Genomic DNA, 21,948 nt, shown 5'->3' on the forward strand with positions numbered 1-21,948 from the left:
ATGGGGATGGATGGTCAGATTTCAAGTGAAAGCGGAAAAAGCCACAGGGCGTTAGGGATTTTATGCCCTGTGGCTGATGTAGGAGATTACTGCGATAAGGTCGAGCGGCCGACAACCGTGCGGCCATCGAGGGGATAGTATTTTAGCTCCCAATTCTCGCTGCCAAGGCGGCGATCATCCGACACATAGTTAAAGTAACAATAAGTGTTAGGGTCGGTTATTGCGCCGCCGCTATACCAATAGACGATATCGACATTGGGGGTCGCTTGCCAATCGAAGTGAGTGGCGAGGACGGCGTCCTGATTATCGAGTAAGGATTGCCACAGTTCGCCGCAGTAAGCGCCTTGTAATTGAGTGCCTTGGTTGCTGCTTTGGGCTGTGTCTTCACCGAGGGGAAAGCCGGTAGTGGTGGAGTCGATTGTGCCATCACCATAGCAGGCAAGATTTTGGGTGTAGCCCGAGTGTCCGCCCGTCAGCCAACAACTGTGATACAGCTTTACGCCAGAGGTAAAGGCGGCGAAGGCGGCCTTTGCCCGCGCATCGTGGGCATCTTGGCTGAGATTCATAAAACGAGGCGCAGCGACCACGGCAAGAATGCCTAAGATGATAATCACCACCACCAGTTCAATTAGGGTAAATCCTTTAGATGTGTGTAGACGGCTCATACTGTTCACCTGTTGCTAAGATGGCGATATTCTAACGTATCTTTGATAGATGATCATTAAGCTATTGATAGTATTTAAATTAGCAACATAAGATTCACATTCGTCTCCGGCTAAGTCATTTGTTGTACTCGCTAATTGAGCGATGACTTAACGGGGATATGTGCAGGAGGGGCGAAATAAAAAAGCCCCGAGAACACTGGCCGTTCTCGGGGGAAGGTTCTAAAGCAGTGGATCTTTAATGCCTACGGGACATAAAGGAGAGAACCTGAGCCGAGTGTGGCAGTTTATTGCTTAAGCGACAAAGCTTAACTGACAAACTGCGACAGCTTGTCGCAGGGCAACTTTTGCTAGGGCAAGCAAGGGAAAGTGATCAAGTCAGAATATCTGAGTAGGGTTAGAAAAGACCTTGTGGCTAAGACTATAGGGCACTAAGGCACTAAGGCACTAAGGCACTAAGGCACTAAGGCACTAAGGTATTAAGGCAGTAGGGCATTGAGGTGAGCTAAATGCTGGACTAATTCGGCCATATTGCTGACCTCGAGCTTTTTCATAATCTTAGCGCGATGGACTTCGATGGTTCTTAAGGATAAATACATGGCTTCGGAGATCTGTTTATTGGTCATCCCTTGAACCACATGGGCTAATACTTGTTGTTCGCGCTCGGTCAGTTGGGCAAATTTTTGCTGCAGATGCTGTTGCTCAAAATTGGCTTGGCTTTCTTTATGCGCTTTTTCAATCGCTTGAACCAAAGCTTTACCGGATACAGGCTTTTGAAAAAAGTCACAGGCACCTTTGCGGAAGGCGCTTAATGCCATAGGTAGATCGCCGTGGCCCGTGAGAAAGATCACCCCTAGCGGGCTTTGGGTTTCAAGCAATTTTTGCTGGACTTCTTGGCCGGTGATCTCCGGCATTCTGCTATCTAAAATCACGCAGCCCGCCTGCGTTAATGGGCATTGGCCTAAAAAATCCCGTCCGCTGCTAAAGGTTTGTACTTGATAGCCAAATTGCCCGAGCATAAACCCCAGAGAATCGAGAATCGCCTCATCATCATCGACTAAGTACAGCGGTAGCTTGGTGGACATGGTTTTCCTTGCAATGGTTTTGGTGTTATCAGCTTAAGCCTGCGGTGTAACTGGCTCAATTTTAAGCCGAGGTCTTGGGAGGTGTATCACTAAATTAGCCTAATCCTATCGGCCATGCGCCAGAGTTTGGGGCGATTCACAGCTTAATTGAAGCGATGAAGATAAAGTGAACCGATAACAAGGGCATAGTGGAAAAGGCGAGCGCAATGGGGTTGTGGTGTCGGGTAATACTCGTGAGTGTTATCTTGAGTCTGACAGGGCTTACCCTGTGCTATGCCGATGACGATGTGCCCGTCAATGAATTTAAGGTGGGTGTGCTGGCCAATCACGGTGTGTTGCAGGCGAAACAACGCTGGCAGCCCATGATGGATTACCTGAGCGAAAAAGTCCCCAATAGCCGTTTTGAGGTGGTGCCGGTGGATTTTAATGGCATGCGTAGCCAGTTACTTAGCCACGACTTGCAATTTATTGTGACCAACCCCGGCCAGTATCTGCACTTGAGTAATAACTTCCCGCTCTCGTGGCTGGCGACCATGAAGAGCCGTAAACATCAGGGCAGCACTTTTACCATAGGCGCGACTATTATTGTGCGTGCCGATAGCCCAATCCGCAGTTTGCAGGATTTACGGGGCAAGAATGTGGTTGCCAGCGATCCGCAGGCGCTCGGTGGCTATCAAGCGGCGATGGGACTGCTGCATAAAATGGGCTATTTGCCGGAGCAGTTTTTCGGTGATGTGCGATTCTTAGGCTTTCCCCTCGAGCCGCTGATCTATCAAGTGCGCGATGGTAATGCCGATGCCGCGATTGCGCCTTTTTGCACCTTAGAGGAAATGATTGAAACCGGGCTTATCAATCAGGCCGATTATCGGGTTATTCATCCAACCAATCCCCCCGGTTATGACTGCGAGGTGAGTACCCAGCTTTATCCTAATTGGTCGTTTGCGGCGGCGGATACGGTATCGCCGCGCATTACCATGCAAATTACTCGCGCCTTGTTTGACCTGCCCCCAGACCATGTGGCAGCCATTACCGCCGATACTTTAGGTTGGACGGCGCCGGTGAGTCAGCTAAAGGTGATTGAATTATTTAAAGAATTACAGCTGCAAGGTGCATCACCTCCCTTATATCAAACCGTCTATAAATGGATGGAGAAAAATAAAGAGTGGGGTGGGGTATTACTGCTGATCTTTATTGTGTCGACCATTTATCACCTGTGGCTCGAATATAAATTCCGCCAAAAGAGCGAGTTTTTAGTCAGTACTGAGCGGCAATTAAAAGACAAGGCATTGCAGTTAGAACGCTTACAAAGTGCGGCGATTCTCGGGGAGATTGGCGCGGGGCTGGCCCATGAACTGAATCAACCGATAGCCGCCATAACCCAATACAGTGAAGGCGCCATGATACAGCTAGAAAGGCTGGGACAGGACAACCCAGAGCTCTATGATATTTTGGGTAAAATCAACGCGCAATCGATACGAGCCGGGGCGGTTGTGCACCGTATTCGCGGTTTACTCAAACGCCGCCAGTCTAAGGCCGAACCGCTCAATGTGACCCTAGTTGTCAAAGAAGCCTTGGCCCTGCTGCGGCGCGAGTTAGACCGCGCAGGCGTGCAAGTCACTGTGCTGGTTGAAGGTCATCCCTTTGAAGTCTTGGGGGATAGCGTGGGCCTCAGTCAAATGTGGGTCAACCTAGTCAAAAATAGTTTAGATGCGCTAGAAGCCTGTGAAGAGCACCGAGCGCGCCAGTTAAGGATTGAGATCCACTATCAACCTACTGAAATTAAAGTATTAGTGATTGATAATGGTGAAGGATTGCAGCGCCAAGCCAGCGAGCTAATGGTCTCATTTGCCTCCACCAAGGATGCGGGACTCGGTTTAGGCTTAGCCATTTGTAAGGATGTCGTCAGCCGCCACCATGGCAGTATTGAGATTGAAAACTGCAAGCAATCGGCACATACCCAATTACCCTGGCAGCAAGGCTGTGTGGTAACCGTGGTATTGCCTAAAGGATAGGCTTAGCCCAAATACGCCATGGCAGGATTTGCCGTTAGTTTGGCCATCGTTTTGTGTCGTATAAGGCATAAGCTGGCACAAAAGGATACGCCCACCAATCCTGCAAGAGCATTTTAAGGGATAAAACCACAGCGCATTATGCGCTGTGGTTTTTATGCCAGAGTGATATTGGTACTTAACGCATCGCGAGCATGGCCCAAGTGCGGCGACCTTGCTCAAGAAGAATCCCGACAGCCAGCCCAGCGGCGGCGTTGACAGCCAAGCAAGTGACTGCGGTTGCGAGGATCACAAAGATACAGAAGGGCTTACCATCAATAAGGCGTTTTGACCACGCTAGTTGCAAACCGCCGATGGACAGCAAACTGCCGAGAATCGCCACAGGGATAAGCCCGAGCAACCACGCAATTTGCCCATCCCAGAATAGGGCGATAACCACACAAGTACTGCCGAAGATTAATGGCGCGAGGTGAGTGCGTGCGCCAAAGTGGTATTGCACCGCAAGGCCTCCTGCACCATGGCACATGGCCGCCGCACCAAAAGGCGCGAGTAACAAATTGGCCAGCCCAGAGCTAATGGCCAAATTTTTAGGTGTGAGTTTGGCGGCGTCTTCGGGAAACTTTTCCTGCGCCATGGCTGAAGTTGCAATGACCGCATTGGTTAAGGTGAGGGCGAGCTGTGGCAGCACCAGTAAAATCGCAGCTGAACTCCACTCGTTAAGGCTAGGCCAAGCTAAGTGTAAGGATGTACTCAAGGCGGGAATGTTCAGGCTGGTGGCGATGTCGGTTTGACTATTGGCTTGCCATAACATGCCTGCAGCGATAACGAGTGGCATGGCAAGGTAGCGTAAGGGTAAGAATTTACTCACAAATAGTAAGGCAAACGCGCCGAGTCCGAGCAGCCAAAAGTCGCTCATCATCTTAGTGCCCATCCACATCAACTGCAGACCAATCGCTAATTGAATCCCCACACTCACTGCTTGGGATAATTGCTTGGCAAGCCAAGTAATGGCGCCGCTAAACGCCAAAATTAACAGAATGATACCCATCAGCATGGCACTGGCTTGGAGCATCCCAGGCGTTAAGCCTTGGGCGATCACAAGGGCGGCGATGACCTTCATGGGTTGGACGGGGATCGGACGGCGATAAAATAAGGCGCTTAAGATGGCGAATAGGCCAAAGCCTAAAAATATCCCTTGGGGCGAAAATTGGTTTAGGGCAATTAAGCCCAAGACTAAAGGTAAAAATGTGCCTAGGTCGGCGAAGGCACCGCTGGTTTCACCGAGTAAACGGTTGAGCGGTTGAGTCGGGTGCTGTGTTGGGGTTTTGCCCGCGGTCATAGAGGTTGCCACAATTGAACATTGCCTGTTTAGGCAAAATAAATGCCATAAAAATCAGTTAATTTGACTTATAAACAGAGCCAAACTCCTTTTCACGCCTATAGATTGAGACAAACTGGGACAGTGTTATTTTTTAACTGCGGCGATTTGTCTTTGTTGGCAGGTATAGCACGATAAAAAAGAGAGCTTAGCCAGCGGGTACTAAGCTCTCAAAGGTTTGCAGGGGAGCGATACTCGCTATGCCATTAGATTCGGTCAGGCGATAGCGAGTGAAACGGCTTATTATTGTTTATGTTTAGGGCCTTGCTTGTTTTTCATGGGATCGCCTTGATAGCCCAAGGCTTGCCAATCGAGGCGAGTGCCTTTGTTGTGGCAATCATTACAGTTAAGCGCTTGTTCCTTCGGTGACACCATGTGGTTGATACGCCACCACATTTCAGTGGCGGCAAAGCCATATTCACCACTGTATTTGATGCCTTTTTCAGTCATGGTGGTGTTGGCTTCCATACCCAGTTTCGCCGCTAAATTCCAATCAAACTCGCTCCAGTATCCGCCCTTGCCATAGGTTTTTGGGGTGATAAAGATATTGAGTTTCTTGTCGTAAATCTGCTTACCGGTATGCACCTTAAAGGGATAAATTTTGGCTTTAGCATCGTTAATATCGCCCATAGGGTAGGTCAGCTTAGTGACGACATTCGGGTCCATCTTGTCCCCCGCCATATAAGCGTTAGCCGTGCCGTTGTACCAAGCGTACTGGGGCTTGACCATTTTCTCCCACACAAAGTCACCCTTTTTCTTCTGATAGGTGTGTTTGCCATATTGATCAACGGTCTCAGGTTTATCATCACCCGCTGTTGACCAATCCCAGTGCATCTTGGTGGGCTCATTCTTAGCGAAGAATGGAATATGGCAGGTTTGGCAGGCCACGGTTGCGGTATGGGTATTGAGCTTTTTGTTGCTGTGCGGCGCGCTCTCGTGGCAGTTCTCACAGCCAATGTGGTCGATACCGCCTGGGGAGACCCCCATAGCATTACCCGAAATTTGATGTTTTTCAGTGGTATGGCAATTTTGGCATTGAAAGTTATTGCCATCGCTGTCCATGTGCACATCGGTGGCTTTATCAGGGTAGGCCATGGAGGAGTCGAGATCCCCATGTTTGACCGCATCACCACCACCGCCGTAGAAGTGGCAGCTACCGCAGTTATCCCGCACGGGTTCACCGACGTTTTGCGCGATCTTCGCCAGATCGAGCTTAGCCATGGGCTCGCCTGCACCGGCGGGGTCTTTCACATAGGTGCCTGTGGTGTCGTGGCATACAAGGCAGTCCACTTTGGTTTTGTCTTTAAAATCAAAGTTACTGTCCTTCCAGCCGTAACCTGCGTGGCAGCTAGTGCAGCGAGGCTCGTTGCTGGAAATCGACACACAGAAGTTATTAATACTGTTTTTCTTGCCTCGTAATACGGTTCTATCGGGTAGCTTTTGTTCTAACTCCCATGTCCAGTGGGAGGTTTTCATCATGTCTGTGGCTTGTTCTTCGTGGCAGGTTAAGCACTGAGTCGTCACCTCAGAACCTGTGGCGAAGGGGCCTTTGAGAACGTCTTTATGGGGATTGGCGGCCTGCGCTTGCAACGCCATACCCGCTAAGGCAATAACAATGAGTTTTTTCATTCTGTACTCCTGCCCTCGGTAATACCGAGGGCTGAATGGCATATGGTTAGAAGTTAATGGTCAGCGAGGCATTCACATCGAAGGCCTTATCGACCACCGGCAGCATCGAGTAGGCAGAGCCCGCTAACACCTCATCGATTTTTTGTGGGGCGCCCACAGGCGTACCGCTACCTGTGTATTCGTAGTCGTAGTAGAGCCCTGCCAGTTTGATAAACATTTTGGGATTGATATCAAAGATGTAATAGGCTTCGCCGACATGGCCACGGGTGGCTAACTTGCTACCGATTGGGTCATCTTGGGCTTGGGTGAACGGCGTCCAATATTTAGAACCGTAGTTATATTCCAAGCCAAACTTGCCGTAGGGCGCGGGGATTTGGATACCCAGATAGATGCCATAACCATCTTTGGTATCGGTATCATCGCTGGTTTTCGGTACCATGATGATTTCGGTCCCAGTGCTGTTGAGCTCTGCTTCAAACACCGCATCGGATAACATGCCGCCGAACATACCCGCATTGCCATTTGGCTCGGCGCGTGTCCAGCCTAGTGAGGCAAACCATTTGATATCGTTAGCTTCTTCCCGCGCAAAGCCAATGCCGCCAAGGTACATATCACCAATGACGCCGCTAGGTTGCACTCGGGTGACAAAGTTAAAGTTGTCGAACTTTTGCATATCTTGGTACATGGTTGGAGCAAAAATCCCCGCCAGTTGGGTCGGGAAGGCCATAGTGCCTTTAAAGCCGTCGTTGATGTCTTTGGCACCAAACAGGGTGAATTGCAGGAAGTTAGTGCCGTCGTTGATGGCATCGATATTAAAGCCGCCGAGGTGGGTATCCTTGGTGACGATATCGCCAAACATTTCGCCATTGCCCCATTGGGATTCAAAGCCTTGGCCATAACAGAAGCGAACCACTTGCCCCTCAACCCCGGTGATTTCCCCTAGGTTGTAGCCTAAGGTGGCGCCGTCGAAGTTAAAGTTGACTAAATGGCCAGAGGGCGTGCCGCCACGCAGTTCGTTTTCACGGTAGTGGCTTGGTGGGCCATAGGTGGATGGACGGCGACCAATCGAGAGGTAAAACTCGGAGCCATTGATTTTTTTCCAGTCGAAATAGGCGCGTTCTACCCTTAGCCAGTCACCACTGGTGTTGCCGCTGCTGGTGCCATCCATAGTGAATGAGCGCCAGGAGTCGAACACTTGTACGCCGGTGGAGTCGCCCCAGTTTTTATACATGCTCAGACGACCGGCAAAGCTGACGTTATCCCATACCTTGGCCTTAAGATTTAACCGCAGGCGAGTGGTGTAAAAGATATCGTTATCAATATCTTGGATATGTTGCTGCGCGAGTACATAGGGCATGACGCCCTGTAACATGCCATTTTGAAAGGCGGCGGCCAGATCGGGATTGGCTTGCATCATCTGTCCGAGAGGCGAGTTAGGATCGTTTGGCATCCCAAAGGCGCCGGACATGGCCTTGGCGCCAAAGTCATTAAAGTTCACCTTAATGGCGGGGTTCCAAACGACATCGCGGTAATGCAGTGAGTGGGCCTTGGTTCTAAAGTCACCGGTGATTTCAAGGCGGTCTAACGAGGTGTGGCGCTCGGTTTTATCGACACGGCTATTGAGTTCATCGAGTTGTTCGGTGATATCGGCAAGCTGTTGTTTCAGCTCGGCCATTTTTTGGGTGTCGGCTGGCGTTTCGTTGGCGGCAAAGGCTTGGCCAGACATAAACAGCGCATTTGCAACCAATATCGAAATGAGTGTAGGTGTACGCATAGGGTTTCTCCCTGAGTGTTCCGCTGGCACAGGCTCAAGGCACAGTGCCAAATTTACCCAACAGGAGGCCCTGAGGTGTGCTCCCCATTTTTCTCTTATTGGGCTTGGTTTTATTTCAATGGGTTAACTTACAGTTGCAGGCCTGCGGTTATCCCTTTGATTTAGGCTCGGCAGCGATTAACCGCAGGTTTGCGGTTGCTCCGAGTCGGCGGCATGGTCATACAGGAATTGCTGTATATCTTTGAGATCTTGCTCGGTGAGGCCGTTGAATACCTCAGGCTTGAGTTTGTGTTTATCTTTGTCGAAAAAGCGATCCCACTGGCTCATGGTTTTGCTCATTGGGGTTAGCTCGCCACCTTCACCACCTTGGCTATGGCAGGCTTTACATTCTTTTTTATAGAGGTGTTTTCCCTTTTTGGGATTGCCCCCATCGGCGGCGTAGGCTTGAAGTCCCAAACTGCTGATTAGCGCGACGGCGATTGCGATCTTAGTTGAAGTTTTCATCATCTCATCCTTTCTTAATTGTCATTCACATGACTTTGTTGGTGGAATGTGGCTATTGCTTCCACCTTGTGAATAAATTTATCAAAGGTGACGGGATGTTTATTTGAGGTGTATCACTTTCATTAAAAAAATCTAATTGATAAAAATTTCATTGATAAAAATCTAATTGACTGGCGATGGATTGAATTGGGTGTGAATTTACATTTTCAAAAACAAAGACTTGTTTTTATTGCTAAATTAGCTTGTTGTGTCGCAGCTCGGGATTTCGGTCGGAGAGGACGAAAAAATGATAGTGATCGAGTTAACACTTTGTAAAATTTACGATCTCTAAAGTAGTCAGTCGGAATGATTTCGCTCCATTTTCGCTGTGTTTAAGTGTGAATTTGGCGCAACTTGGTACAGTGGATAGGGGGGAGGGCACTCGGTCGGTTGCTATATTTTTAAACGCAGCGGCACTCGCACACTGCGTTTGACCCGTATTACGCAAGGTCGTGCTAAGCAAGTCGCTTAAGGTTGCTGGCGTGTTGGTGCTAACACTATCTCACGCACACAGACATTTTGTGGTTGTTGCCAAGCAAATAATGCCGCAGAGGCCACGTTTTCGGGGGCAATCACGCCGCCCATTTGTACCTTCCAATCTTGATAGCCAGCTTTGATAGCATCATCCGTGGTGTGGCTTAAGAGTTCTGTCTCGACCGCTCCCGGCGCTATGGTGATTAAGCGTACATCGTCCATCGCCACTTCTTCACGGATATTTTCGGTTAAGGCATGCACGGCAAATTTAGTCGCGCAGTAAGCCGCATGGTTGGGGAAGGTCTTCCGTCCCGCAACAGAACTGATATTGATAATGGTGCCCGTTTTGCGCGCCTTCATGCTGGCTAAAACCGCATGGATACCATTGAGTACGCCCATCACATTGATATTGAGCATGCGACTCCATTCGTTGGGATCTTGAGTGTCGATTTGCCCGAGCAGCATGACGCCGGCGTTGTTGATAAGACAACCGACTGGGCCAAATTGTGCTTCCGCTTGGTTGATGGCAGCCTTGATGGCGGCGGTGTCTGTTACATCGACACCTATGGCTAGGCTATTGGGTAACTCAAGGGCTTGCATTGGCTCTACACGGCGCGCCAGTAGTAATAGCGGGTGTCCTGCAGCACTAAACTGTTTGGCGATGGCGGCACCTATACCCGATGAGGCGCCGGTGATCACAACGAGGGGTTGAGTGGTATTTGTCATTAGTATTTCCTATCTAAAAGGTTTGAAAAGCTGGCTGAAAGATCGTTTTATCCGGTTTAGTTGAGTATAAGTGGCGGTTTATCGGTTGAAAAATACTTATTGCCACTGGATGATAGGCTTTGCCTATGACAGAATATTGGGTTGATAGGGTGACGTTAGATGGTGGATTTACGCTTATTGCGCTTTTTTATCGCGATTTACGAAGAAAACAATATTACGGCGGCGGCAACACGCTGTTATGTCAGTCAGCCCTCACTTTCGGCTGGGCTTAAACAGCTAGAGGAGGAGCTAGGTGGCGCCTTATTCGAGCGCAATAAAAAAGGCGTAAAAGCCTTGGATAGCGCCCACTATCTGTATCCACTGGCGGTTAAATTGGTGGAGGAAGCCAGCAAGTTACCCGCGCTATTTATGGCTAAGGCGAGTCGGCAAAAGCTGCGCTTAGCCGTGATGCCCGATCTGAGTCAGCGTCGCCTTGCTGGGTTATTAACTCAAATTAATCAGGCAATTAGTCATTTAGATTTAGAGCTGGTGGACTATCAAAGTCCTGCGGATTGTCGGTTAACCCTAGACAGCTTACGCCATGAGGATGAAGTGTTTTTTCCGTTATGGGAGGAGGACTATGTGCTATGTGTGCCAAGGGAGCATTCACTGGCCCTGGTTAGCAGTATTCGCCCCGAAGACTTAAGTCAGTACGACTTTATTGAGTGCCCACCCTGCGAGGCGCATCAGCAAACCATAGGCTTACTCGCCTGCAGCAATTTGTCGCTCAATTTGGTGGCGAAGGCGGAATCTAAGTCTTTAGTGATGTCGCTGGTGCTGGCGGGATTTGGGGTGAGTTTTCTCCCCGATGGACTAATCGAAGACGAGCCTCGGCTTAAACAGATTAAATTCGATGGGCCTCGGATGTTTCGCCGCATTGGTTTGTGTTATCCATCCCATCAAACCGTTGCTCCTACGCTGGCGACATTGCTGCGGCATTTAACCCAAGCCTCGGTTTAAGCCGTGGTTCTCAACACTAGGGTTTGGCTAAGCGGCCAAACCCTGCAATCAGCTGTTTATCCTCACTCGTTGCTCTGTAAGTAAGGTGCTAGCTGGGTTTCAATCCTCTCGATTTCATCTTGGGCATACAACAACTCGGACTCCGTTAAGCGCGGCAGGACTTGTTGTTGATACAAGAGTTGATCGCTATTCATCCCGTATTGACCAAAGTTGCGCAGTAATATGCTCGACCAAATATATGTCTGAACCGGTTTATCAATCGACTCGTGGCGGTAGATGTCAACGAGGGCTTGCATGCCATCTTGGCTGCCCAAGTCGGCGGCTTTGCGGTACCAAGTCTCTGCGGTTTGCAGCGCTTCGCGGCTCGGATGCTCACCCTTGCGGTAGATTTCTGCTTGGTTAAGATGGTAATAAGCCTGCTGCTCATCGGGAATAGGGTGTTGATGCAGAAAGTTATTACACAGGCTTTGGGCTTCGCGGATCTCTAGGGTGCCCAAGCGCTTACTGAGCTTCTCATATGCGTCTTGATAGTCACTGATATGGCTCATGGCCGCCAGTTGGTAATACATTAAGGCTTTAATCGGTTGGCGCGAGACGCCTAAGCCTTCCTCGTAGATTTTACCTAGACCGAATAGGGCTTCTTCTTGCCACTGGGATGCCAGAGTCTCGAATTCTGTTCTTGCCTGCTGGTAGTCATTATCCGTTTGTGGGTCGAGTAGTTTAAGGTGTGCCAGCGCTAATTTGGCAAAGACATTGTCAGTGGCGCAGGATTTTTCTAACCAGTGACGGGCCTTGCCGTAGTCGACGGCAAAATCTTCACCATAGAGGAAACGTTTGCCTAGGTAATACTGGCGAAAATCATTTTCTGCGGCATATTCGCTGAGTAGGGCTTCGGCACGGACGAGATCTTTAGGGCCGCCTTGGCCAGCGGCCAGCATATGGCCTAAGTTATCTTTTGCGAGTTCATCACCGGCGGCGACGGCTTTCTCAAAGTATTCCCGCGCTTTGCTATAGTCTGGCGTGACACGTTCATCGTGCCAATACAGGGTGCCTAAGTGGTAATAGGCATCTTGCTTGCCTTGGGCGGCCGCCTTTTCGAACCAGTAAATGGCTTGGCTTGCATCGGGATCGAGAAAGGGTTGTCTGAGATACAAATAGGCGAGCTCATATTGAAACTCGACTTGCCCCGCTTCAGCACTGGCTTTGAGTTGTTCGACCTGTTCGCGTAATTGCTCGGGTGTTTGCGCCTCAGAGGCGACCAAGCTCGGCAGGGTGATCATGGGTAAAAATTGCGGATCGATCTCGGCGGCTTTTCGATACCAATATTCAGATGCCTTGGGATCGGCGGGGACTTGCTGGAATCGACCCGAATACAACTCGGCCATAGCAATGGCGGCCACTGCAAAGTCTTTATCGACGGCCTGCTGAATATAGTCTAGGCCTGAGTTGACTTCGCCCTGATTGATTAATGTGAGTCCGTGATTGAGTAGCGCCGAGGGCTCACCCGCGGCAAGCGCTTCGGCTTGTATTTTCTTTTTTTGGTATTTGGCAAAAAAAATAAACAGAACGACAAAGGCTATAATGATAAGTATCAACAACATAGTAATCCGTCACTATCGATATTTGGGCTGCACAGTAAACGCGCATCCCGCAAAAAATGCAAGTTAACTGTGCTAGATGAGGCGAATGTTTGAATTCATTCGCCTCGATGGAGGTGCTTACTTTTCTTGCAAATGAATTTCTCGCACTGGGCAAGCCATTTCGATACCAGCCTGTTTGAGGGCGTTATAAATGGCCATATTTATCTTGTATTTATGCTGAAAGTAACTTTGTGTCGGTACCCAGTAACGCACACCAATCTCAATGCCGATGGCATTAAAACCATTGATACCAATATTTGGTGTAGTGTCCTGACTGACATTGGGGTTTTGGCTCAGCAGCTCAGTAATTAGGCTTATCGCCGCCTCAGGGTCGTTGTGATAACTCAGGTTAAATTGGGTTTCGACCAGCTTATTACCGAAGGAGTTATGTAAGATCTCACCAACGATGTGTTTGTTGGGAATGCTAATTTGCTCGCCTTCCTCATTGGTTAAAATCGTCATCCCCAAATTAATTCGCGTGACGACACCGCTTTCTCCTTTGATTTCGATGGTATTTCCGACCACAAAAGGGCGAGTCACAATAATGGTGACCCCAGCAGCATAGTTCGACAGCATGCCCTGTAGGGCTAAACCCGCGCCGAGGGAGGCGGCACCAATCGCTGCCACCATGGGCGTGACGCTAATGCCTATCTTGCCAAGGGCAATAATACCCACCATGACAATGATCAGGATACGGATCAGATTGCTGACAAAGTTACTCAGGGTGATGTCGATGTGATGCTTTTCGCACTGCTTGGCGACTAAGCGCGAGACTTTGCTGGCGACCCACAGACCCAATAAAAAGACCAGCGCAGCACCGATTAATTGGAAACTATAATTGACTAAAAACTCGGTGATCAGCTGGTAAACGCCTTGGAGTTGCTGCAATTCCTGATCGAGCCCAGGTGTTATCATAATGATATCCTTACAATAAATTTAACCGCCTTAGTATAACGTACAATTGCTTTGAAAGGCGTATTCGCCATGCATTGTGAAGCGTATCATGTAATGGCTCGGATTAAATGAGTCGGTTGTGAGACTCGGGTATGCTATTGCCCGTATCAAAAATGGAGTTAAGTGTTTATGAGAAAGCTGTTGTTGTGTCTGTCCTTCCTTTTCACTCCCATGATGGCCTTGGCGGCGAGTTACGTTGCCGGGGATGCGATCAATCCTATTTCATTGCAGGATCAAAATGAGCAAGCGGTCAGTGTGACTGACGAAACCAAAGTCGTGCTCTTTAGCCGCAGTATGAAAGGCGGCGATATTATTAAAGAAACGCTTACACCACTCGCGGGAGATAAGTTTCCACCGCATTTAGTCTATGTGGCGGATATCAGTGGCATGCCATCGTTGATCGCTAAATTTGTCGCCGTGCCGCAAATGCAGGAGTTGCCCTTTGCCATTGGTTTAGACAGGGAAGGCGAGATTAGCCGCCTGTTACCCGATACTAAAGATATGGCGACGATGATTTTACTGGACCACCGCAATATTCAGGACATCGCCTACTTCGATTCGAGTGAAGCCTTAAGCCAAGCCTTAGCGAAACTAAACGAGTCGCAATAGTCTGTTTTGAAGCCAATGTTGAGGGGGGCTATGTTGAAGGGCTCACCCCTCAACACATTTTATCTCGTTTTAGAGAGGTGATTTTTGGCTCGTGCGGATTGAGCTTGAATCGCTAATCGGCCAACGAGTGTTACTCAGTATTTTTCCTCAGATCATCCTTAGCTGCATAAGCTTGAGTTGCCGTCGTAAAAAATTCATTTTTCCTACCTCAAAAACGTCAATATTCTCTGTTGTGCTCTTGTGCATAATTATCTGTTTTGATGGCAGTTTTTTTAGGTTTGTCACCGCTTAAAATTTCATGGAATAAAAAGTTAGTTATTAAGCATAAAAATTCGTTGCGTTAAGTAAAAAAATAGCGTTTACTGCGCACGTTTTTAAGACAGACAACGAATCTTTTACCATTTGACCCAAAGGAGACTCTGGCCCAATGAGCCAATTTCAATCTATTGATGTTGCTGACTATTATGATGCTGAAACCTTCAAGCGTATTGAAGAGTTTGCCAAAGATAAAGCGACCCCGTTCGTAGTGATTGATACCAGTATCATTGCGAAACAATACGATGACATGGTTAATAGTTTTCCTTATGCCGATGTTTATTATGCAGTTAAGGCAAACCCTGCGGCTGAGATCCTGACGTTACTGAAAAACAAAGGGTCAAACTTCGATATTGCGTCGATTTATGAATTAGATATGGTCACTAACGTGGGCGTAACGCCTGACCGCGTGAGCTATGGCAATACCATCAAAAAGCGTCAAGATGTGCGTGCGTTTTATGAGCGTGGTGTGCGTATGTATGCATCGGATTCTGAGGCAGACTTACGTATGATCGCCGAAGAAGCGCCGGGTTCACGTATCTATGTGCGTATCCTGACCGAAGGCACAGACACCGCCGATTGGCCACTGTCTCGTAAGTTTGGTTGCCAAAATGAGATGGCTTATGAGCTGTTAGTTCTGGCGAAGGAATTAGGCTTAGAGCCCTTTGGTATTTCATTCCACGTGGGTTCACAGCAACGTGATATCGGTGCTTGGGATTCGGCGATTGGTAAAGTGAAGAGCATCTTCGATCGTCTGCGTGATGAGCACAACATCGTCCTGAAGATGATCAACATGGGGGGTGGCTTCCCAGCTAACTATATCGACAAAACCAATCAACTCGGTGTGTATGCTGAGCAAATCACCCACTTCCTGAAGGAAGATTTTGGTGACGATTTGCCGCAGATCATTCTGGAGCCGGGTCGTTCGTTGATCTCTAACGCTGGGGTATTGGTGTCTGAGGTGGTGCTGATCAGTAAGAAATCCTACACCGCATTAGAGCGTTGGGTATTTACCGATGTGGGTAAGTTCTCTGGTTTAATCGAAACCATGGACGAGGCGATTAAATTCCCAATCTTCACCCACAAACAAGGTGAGTTGGACAAATGTGTTATCGCCGGCCCGACCTGCGATAGCGCCGACATCATGTACGAACACTACAGCTATGGTCTGCCGAATGACCTAGCAATTGGAGACCGTATGTACTGGTTAACCGCCGGTGCTTACACCACCACTTATTCAGCGGTGTGCTTTAACGGTTTCCCACCTCTGAAGGATTACTACCTGTAATCTTAGCCGCAAGGCAACAAAAAGGGCGCTTAGGCGCCCTTCGTTTTTGGTATCACCACTTAATTGTGGGATTTGAGAATTTGATAGATCTCTTCTTTTAAATGCAGTTTTTTGCTTTTGAGTTCTTTCACTGTGGGATTGAAATCACTGCCAACGCGTTTTTCCAGTTGCTTGATTTCTTCATCTAATTGATTGTGCTCGTTGAATTTACGTTGAAAATGAGCATCTTGAGTCTTTAAGGTGGTAATGAGATCTCGATATTCTGGAAACATTGGCGTTCTCCTTGTCGTCTTTTATCGTGCTTTGGTCTCGTCTTAACCCTAACCCTAGCCACGATGATGAAACGTGATATGGATCAATATTTGTCCTCCTACAGATTAATACTAAAGGGTGATTTCAGCAAACTAGCTATAAATCAACAGCCTATATCTTTTATATTGCCCAGTGTGGCGAGCGAGTCAGTTCTGGCTCACACTTAATTTCACCTGATTGACGAGTGCCCACAGAAACATCACAGATTTGCTATCTTTGTGATCAAGCTGTAATAGGTTTGGTAATTACATTACGAATGAACAATTCTTCTTGCCGATAATTCTGTGATCAAGTTAACCTTCACCGCTTCGATACTAGGTTAAAGTCGATTTTATAAGAATTTTATTATCAAAAATGAAAGGGGTTTTCACGATGGCTGATGTATTTCACTTAGGTTTGACCAAAGCGATGCTCGATGGTGCCACTTTGGCGATTGTGCCGGGCGATCCAGAGCGTGTAAAACGTATTGCCGAGTTAATGGATAATGCCACATTCCTTGCAAGCCACCGCGAGTACACCAGCTACTTAGCGTATGCTGACGGTAAGCCTGTGGTGATTTGTTCTACCGGTATCGGTGGTCCATCAACGTCGATTGCAGTTGAAGAGTTAGCGCAATTAGGCGTGAATACCTTCCTGCGTGTTGGTACCACAGGTGCGATTCAACCCCATGTAAATGTGGGTGATGTGATTGTGACTCAAGCGTCAGTGCGTTTAGATGGCGCGAGCTTACACTTCGCACCTATGGAGTTCCCTGCGGTTGCTAACTTCGAATGTACCACCGCTATGGTTGCTGCGTGCCGCGATGCGGGCGTAGAGCCTCATATCGGCGTTACCGCATCTTCTGATACCTTCTATCCAGGCCAAGAGCGCTATGACACTGTGACTGGCCGTGTGACCCGTCGTTTTGCTGGCTCAATGAAAGAGTGGCAGGATATGGGCGTGCTGAACTATGAAATGGAATCAGCGACCCTATTCACTATGTGTGCGACTCAAGGTTGGCGTGCGGCGTGTGTGGCTGGCGTTATCGTAAACCGCACTCAACAGGAAATCCCGAACGAAGCGACAATGAAGCAAACTGAAGTCAGTGCTGTTTCTATCGTCGTAGCTGCCGCTAAGAAGCTACTGGCTTAATTCGCCGATACGCTCCCCTGCAAAGCGAGTGTTGCTTGCGTAATAATAAAAAAGGTGCCCTAGGCACCTTTTTTATTCGCTGTATCCGCTAAGGCGGGCTGTATCACTTAGATTAGAAGTGGTACTGAGCAATGACAGAATAAGTGTCTTGGTCGACACCCTTCACGCCGTATTTGTTGGTCCACAGATCGTACTCGATACCCACAAGCAGTTTATTTGCCTTGTGATCACCAAATAGGCTCTTACCTAAATCGTATTTCAGCTGAGGGTTGAAGTGGAAGTTCTCTTCATAACCACTGTTATCCGTTGCAAATACCCAATCGATAAAGCCATCGAGCACGATATTGGCCGAACCTACAGGGATATCGATTCTGAAGACTGGGGTGAACTGCCAGCCATCACTGATATTGCCTGAACTCATTGCATCGCGACGATAAGTGTTGAAGTTAAGGTAGGTAAAGTAAGGTACGGCAACATCGACCCCTAAGCCATAGAGCAAGCTATGCACAGGGCCTTCACCTTCTTCGTAGGTGAGGGCTAATGAAAGATCGGTAATAGGGCCGAACGCAATTTTTTCGCCGAGGATTTTGCTCGCGCTAAAGCGAGGTGAAATCTCTCCGTAGGTGGTGCTATCCATGCCCGTGTGGTCGCCTTTGAAGTAGATAAAATCTTGGAAGGCAAACCAATCACCGTATTTCCATGCACCAGCGGTTTCGAGTGTGACTGTCGCTTGCTTGTCCGAAGGAGCCAAGTCGTAGTCTTCGCCATAAAGGGCGGTTGCACTGAAATCCCACCACTGTACTAAGTCACCAGCAAATGCTTGAGGTGAAAGCATTAATGCTAGACATAGGCATGTCTTTTTCATTGTTATTTCCTGTTGTAGGGGTAGACGCTAAATAAAGTTGTACTCAGTTCCTGCTCCGAGGGCAGAACCTACAAACGGCTAGGGTGGTGCGGCTTGTATGGGTACTGGCTGAGGGCAAGGTAAAAAGTGCGGGCAATATATGCAAAAATTTACAATTATTCAAAGTTTTTTATCGAATGTTGTTGTGAAAATCACATAATCAAATTGTGGTTTTTGATGTGTTTAATTTATTGATTTTTAGCGGTTATTTTATTTATCGATACATTTTTGATGATATTGTGAGCTAACTTTTTGAATTGATTGTGCTTAATTTTAGAACAACTTGAGTCGATATTTTGCCGCGAGTCAATTCATCCCCTCATTTTCCCAAGTTAATTGTCTTGCCGTGCTTTTTAAATCGGCGTATAAATTTATGACATATTATGTCGCATATCTGTCACTCTGCTGCTATAGTGCAGCACAGGATGCTCTCATTTCAGGGGGGAATATGGAGTTTTCGAATCTGATTTTAGTTTGGTCTATTATCGGGATTATCTTGATGTTAGCCGAGCTGGTGATACCTGGAGGTATTGTCGTGCTACTCGGCGCCGCCTGCTTAGTGGTGGCTGGCGCCTTATGGATTGGCCTGGTGGAAGGTGTGGTTCAAAGCCTGACACTGTGGTTTATTTCCGCCATCGTCTTATTACTCGCCTTTCGGCAAGTCACTCAAAAATTGGTTGGTGGAGATTCCCATGTGGGTAACACCGATGAAGAACTTGATATCTACAATCAAATCGCCCGTGTTAAACAAACCATAGGTCCAGGACAAACGACAGGAAGAGTCGAGTTCCAAGGGAGCGAATGGCCCGCATTGGGGGATGGTAGTATCATTGCTGCGGGCACTGAGGTCAGGATTATCTGCCGTGAAAACATTGCCCTAGTGGTTGAGCCTGTTGATCAGGCAACGTCTCAAAACTAAAGGATGAGTCTATGTTTGTGTTTACCTTAGTCATTTTATTTGTCTTGTTTATTCTCTATAAGCTGATGCTGATAGTGCCAATGCGTGAGGTGCATGTCATTGAGCGTTTGGGAAAATTCCGTACTGTGTTACAACCGGGATTCCACTTCCTAATCCCTTTCTTCGATCGCGTCGCATATAAACACGATACCCGTGAGCAAGTGCTCGACGTGCCGCCACAAAGCTGTATCTCAAAGGATAACACCCAGCTTGAAGTGGATGGCTTAGTGTATCTCAAGGTCATGGACGGCAAGTTAGCGAGCTACGGTATTGAGAACTATCGTAAAGCTGCCGTGAATCTGGCACAGACCACTATGCGTTCTGAAATCGGTAAGCTCACCCTCAGTGAGACCTTTTCCGAGCGTGATCGCTTAAACGAATCCATAGTGCGCGAGATTGATAAGGCGTCTGAGCCTTGGGGGATCAAAGTGTTACGTTATGAGATCCGTAATATCACGCCATCGCGTCATGTGATCCATACCCTCGAAAAACAAATGGAAGCCGAGCGTCGTAAGCGCGCCGAAATCACCTTGGCCAATGCCGAAAAGGCCGCGATGATCAATATGTCAGAGGGTGAGCGCCAAGAGGCGATTAACATTTCTGAAGGCCAAAAACAGAAGCGTATCAACGAAGCTAAAGGTACGGGGCAAGAAATTGCCATTATCGCTAAAGCAAAGTCCGAAGGCATGGCGATGATTTCCCAAGCGTTAGCGGTTAATGGCGGTAACGATGCGATGAATATGCTGTTAAAAGAGCAGTTTATTGCTCAGGTCGGTAAGATCCTCAACGATTCGCAAGTGTCGGTTGTCCCCGCGGAAATGGCAAAACTCGAAGGATTCTTCGAAGGAATGGAACAAGTCACCCAAACCGTGGGTGGCCATAATGCAACTAGCAAAGGAGCACGCTAATGCAAATCCCATTGAATACTGATGTAGCGGTAATGGTCATTTGGGGACTGATTTTCGCCATATTTGTGATTAAGCTGTTCCAATCCATCCGCTTAGTTCCGACTAAATCGGCTTATATTGTTGAGCGTTTAGGTAAGTACCACTCGACGTTAGATGCGGGTTTCCACACCTTAATTCCTTTTGTCGATAAAGTGGCTTATATCCATGACTTAAAAGAGGAAACTATCGACGTACCACCACAGGAGTGCTTCTCCAGTGACGAAGTGAATGTGGAAGTTGACGGGGTGATTTATATCTCTGTTACCGATCCAGTCAAGGCTAGCTATGGGATCACAGACTATCGCTATGCGGCAATTCAGCTGGCGCAGACCACCACGCGCTCAGTGATCGGCACCTTAGATCTCGACCGCACCTTCGAAGAGAGGGATGTGATTTCCGCTAAGGTAGTGGAAGTGCTCGACCAAGCGGGTGCCATGTGGGGTATTCGCGTGCACCGTTATGAGATAAAGAACATCACGCCACCCGAGACAGTGAAAAACGCCATGGAAATGCAAGTGAATGCCGAGCGCGAGCGCCGTGCATTACTGGCAAAGAGTGAAGGTGATAAGCAGAGTAAGATCAATCGCTCCGAAGGGATTAAAGCGGAAACCGTAAACCGCTCTGAAGGTGAAATGCAGCGCCGTATCAATGAGGCCGAAGGTAAAGCGGAGGAGATTTTAACCCTGTCGCGAGCCACTGCTGAATCGATCGAACGTTTAGCGACTGTGATTGCCGCGCCCGGCGGCCATAACGCACTGCGTATGCAGCTTGGTGAGCAGTACTTTAAGCAGCTCGATGGCTTAAGCCAGAAATCTAGCCGTGTGGTGCTGCCCGGTAATATGGTCGATTTCGATTACTGGATGAATAGCATAGGCTTAAAAGAGAAAGCTTAAGGCGCATACATCATGTTTGGGCTTAAATATTCATCAGTTTAAGCCCCATAAACCTAAGGCCAAATAGTGATATTTGGCCTTATTTTTTGTGGTTTAGCATGGGATTAATGATAAAAAAGCGGGTTAAAAATATCAGTTAACTGGCGCGGCGAATGGGGAACTCAATGCAGCCGTCCATTGGCGTATCGCGTCGTCTTCAGCCGTGATTAATAGGCCAGACGCTCGGAAATTTCAGAGTGGGAATGGGTTTCGATAAGGCGCGCTATGGTGTCTTGTTCGAGTACCGCTAAGGCCGAAATCTCGTTGTAAATCTTATCCTGCACATCTAAAGGCATGTGCACATGCTCCATATACATCCGGATGCTTAAGGCGTCACCGCTTTTGAACAGTTGGCTGAATTCAGAGGCTTCAATCTCGATTAATGCATTCATAATACTTCACCCTGAGGTTGGATTTTTGATGAGTAGACAACAGGTTTTGCTGTTACCTAAGAGATACGCCTAAGTTTGATCTAGGTCAATTAAACGCCATATTAATCTTTCTTAATAAACAAATTTACTGTTTAAAAATAGGTGGTTATAAATTTCACAAAATGAAATTGTGACTTATACCAATCACATTAAATATCTAATCAGTTCAGAGCCTCACAGGCATCTCAATCCAAGGCGCATTGACGAAGAAATGGTTATTCCCTTTTAAGTCAATGTAACACGGGAGT

20 protein-coding genes are annotated in these 21,948 nt (G+C 48.0%); 8 read left to right on the forward strand and 12 right to left on the reverse strand.

The features are described from left to right. Positions 1-86: 86 nt before the first annotated feature. A complete protein-coding gene (locus L2713_RS19410; protein WP_248969001.1) occupies positions 87-665 on the reverse strand; it encodes a type II secretion system protein in 579 nt (192 codons plus the stop codon). Positions 666-1,141: 476 nt separating this feature from the next. Continuing rightward, entirely contained in the window at positions 1,142-1,747 is a 606-nt protein-coding gene (locus L2713_RS19415; RefSeq protein ID WP_248969002.1) for a response regulator transcription factor, read from the reverse strand. Positions 1,748-1,953: 206 nt separating this feature from the next. Here L2713_RS19415 and L2713_RS19420 point away from each other — a divergent pair, with 206 nt between their 5' ends. Continuing rightward, a complete protein-coding gene (locus L2713_RS19420; RefSeq protein ID WP_248969003.1) occupies positions 1,954-3,759 on the forward strand; it encodes a sensor histidine kinase in 1,806 nt (601 codons plus the stop codon). 175 nt (positions 3,760-3,934) lie between these two features. On the opposite strand, the gene L2713_RS19425 is transcribed toward L2713_RS19420, so the two are convergent. The 5 genes from L2713_RS19425 to L2713_RS19445 form a co-directional block, all read right to left on the reverse strand. Further along, positions 3,935-5,095, reverse strand: coding sequence for a putative sulfate/molybdate transporter (locus L2713_RS19425; protein ID WP_248969012.1), 1,161 nt, complete (start codon positions 5,093-5,095; stop codon positions 3,935-3,937). A 282-nt stretch (positions 5,096-5,377) separates the two neighbouring features. Then, positions 5,378-6,763, reverse strand: coding sequence for a tetrathionate reductase family octaheme c-type cytochrome (locus L2713_RS19430; RefSeq protein ID WP_248969004.1), 1,386 nt, complete (start codon positions 6,761-6,763; stop codon positions 5,378-5,380). A 46-nt stretch (positions 6,764-6,809) separates the two neighbouring features. Continuing rightward, positions 6,810-8,537, reverse strand: a complete 1,728-nt coding sequence (locus tag L2713_RS19435) for a DUF3373 domain-containing protein (RefSeq protein WP_248969005.1) — start codon at positions 8,535-8,537, stop codon at positions 6,810-6,812. A 177-nt stretch (positions 8,538-8,714) separates the two neighbouring features. Beyond that, positions 8,715-9,044 (reverse strand): c-type cytochrome, encoded by a 330-nt coding sequence (locus tag L2713_RS19440; RefSeq protein ID WP_011624971.1) that lies wholly within the window; start codon positions 9,042-9,044, stop codon positions 8,715-8,717. A 504-nt stretch (positions 9,045-9,548) separates the two neighbouring features. Beyond that, on the reverse strand, positions 9,549-10,280 hold the full coding sequence (locus L2713_RS19445) for an SDR family oxidoreductase (protein ID WP_248969006.1): 732 nt from the start codon (positions 10,278-10,280) through the stop codon (positions 9,549-9,551). A 159-nt stretch (positions 10,281-10,439) separates the two neighbouring features. Between L2713_RS19445 and L2713_RS19450 the strand changes: the two genes are divergently transcribed. Beyond that, on the forward strand, positions 10,440-11,279 hold the full coding sequence (locus L2713_RS19450; protein WP_248969007.1) for a LysR family transcriptional regulator: 840 nt from the start codon (positions 10,440-10,442) through the stop codon (positions 11,277-11,279). 62 nt (positions 11,280-11,341) lie between these two features. On the opposite strand, the gene L2713_RS19455 is transcribed toward L2713_RS19450, so the two are convergent. Both L2713_RS19455 and L2713_RS19460 read right to left on the reverse strand, forming a co-directional pair. After that, positions 11,342-12,880: a tetratricopeptide repeat protein gene (locus tag L2713_RS19455; protein ID WP_248969008.1), complete on the reverse strand. Its 1,539-nt coding sequence runs from the start codon at positions 12,878-12,880 to the stop codon at positions 11,342-11,344. Positions 12,881-12,997: 117 nt separating this feature from the next. Next, a complete protein-coding gene (locus L2713_RS19460) occupies positions 12,998-13,834 on the reverse strand; it encodes a mechanosensitive ion channel family protein (RefSeq protein ID WP_248969009.1) in 837 nt (278 codons plus the stop codon). A 168-nt stretch (positions 13,835-14,002) separates the two neighbouring features. On the opposite strand from L2713_RS19460, the gene L2713_RS19465 reads away from it, so the two are divergent. Both L2713_RS19465 and L2713_RS19470 read left to right on the forward strand, forming a co-directional pair. Then, positions 14,003-14,482: a hypothetical protein gene (locus L2713_RS19465; RefSeq protein ID WP_011624239.1), complete on the forward strand. Its 480-nt coding sequence runs from the start codon at positions 14,003-14,005 to the stop codon at positions 14,480-14,482. 427 nt (positions 14,483-14,909) lie between these two features. After that, on the forward strand, positions 14,910-16,085 hold the full coding sequence (locus tag L2713_RS19470; RefSeq protein ID WP_011624238.1) for a type III PLP-dependent enzyme: 1,176 nt from the start codon (positions 14,910-14,912) through the stop codon (positions 16,083-16,085). Between the two features lie 59 nt (positions 16,086-16,144). On the opposite strand, the gene L2713_RS19475 is transcribed toward L2713_RS19470, so the two are convergent. Continuing rightward, complete coding sequence (locus L2713_RS19475; protein WP_011624237.1) at positions 16,145-16,357, reverse strand: HP1242/YdcH family protein; 213 nt, start codon at positions 16,355-16,357, stop codon at positions 16,145-16,147. Between the two features lie 412 nt (positions 16,358-16,769). On the opposite strand from L2713_RS19475, the gene udp reads away from it, so the two are divergent. Then, complete coding sequence (udp, locus tag L2713_RS19480) at positions 16,770-17,528, forward strand: uridine phosphorylase (protein ID WP_011624236.1); 759 nt, start codon at positions 16,770-16,772, stop codon at positions 17,526-17,528. 112 nt (positions 17,529-17,640) lie between these two features. Here the strand turns inward: udp and L2713_RS19485 are convergent, their stop codons facing one another. Beyond that, on the reverse strand, positions 17,641-18,393 hold the full coding sequence (locus L2713_RS19485; RefSeq protein WP_011624976.1) for an outer membrane protein OmpK: 753 nt from the start codon (positions 18,391-18,393) through the stop codon (positions 17,641-17,643). A 487-nt stretch (positions 18,394-18,880) separates the two neighbouring features. On the opposite strand from L2713_RS19485, the gene L2713_RS19490 reads away from it, so the two are divergent. The 3 genes from L2713_RS19490 to L2713_RS19500 are packed head-to-tail and all read left to right on the forward strand — an operon-like array spanning position 18,881 to position 21,230. Continuing rightward, positions 18,881-19,351 carry an NfeD family protein gene (locus L2713_RS19490; protein ID WP_248969010.1) on the forward strand — a complete coding sequence of 157 codons (471 nt, stop codon included), beginning with the start codon at positions 18,881-18,883 and terminating at the stop codon, positions 19,349-19,351. Between the two features lie 11 nt (positions 19,352-19,362). Next, a complete protein-coding gene (locus tag L2713_RS19495; protein ID WP_011624233.1) occupies positions 19,363-20,298 on the forward strand; it encodes an SPFH domain-containing protein in 936 nt (311 codons plus the stop codon). Beyond that, a complete protein-coding gene (locus L2713_RS19500; protein WP_088210025.1) occupies positions 20,298-21,230 on the forward strand; it encodes an SPFH domain-containing protein in 933 nt (310 codons plus the stop codon). The genes L2713_RS19495 and L2713_RS19500 overlap by 1 nt, the downstream gene beginning before the upstream one ends. A gap of 206 nt (positions 21,231-21,436) precedes the next feature. Here the strand turns inward: L2713_RS19500 and L2713_RS19505 are convergent, their stop codons facing one another. Continuing rightward, positions 21,437-21,661, reverse strand: a complete 225-nt coding sequence (locus L2713_RS19505; protein WP_011624229.1) for a hypothetical protein — start codon at positions 21,659-21,661, stop codon at positions 21,437-21,439. Positions 21,662-21,948: the final 287 nt, after the last annotated feature.

The organism is Shewanella seohaensis (assembly GCF_023283775.1).
Taxonomy (GTDB): domain Bacteria; phylum Pseudomonadota; class Gammaproteobacteria; order Enterobacterales; family Shewanellaceae; genus Shewanella; species Shewanella seohaensis.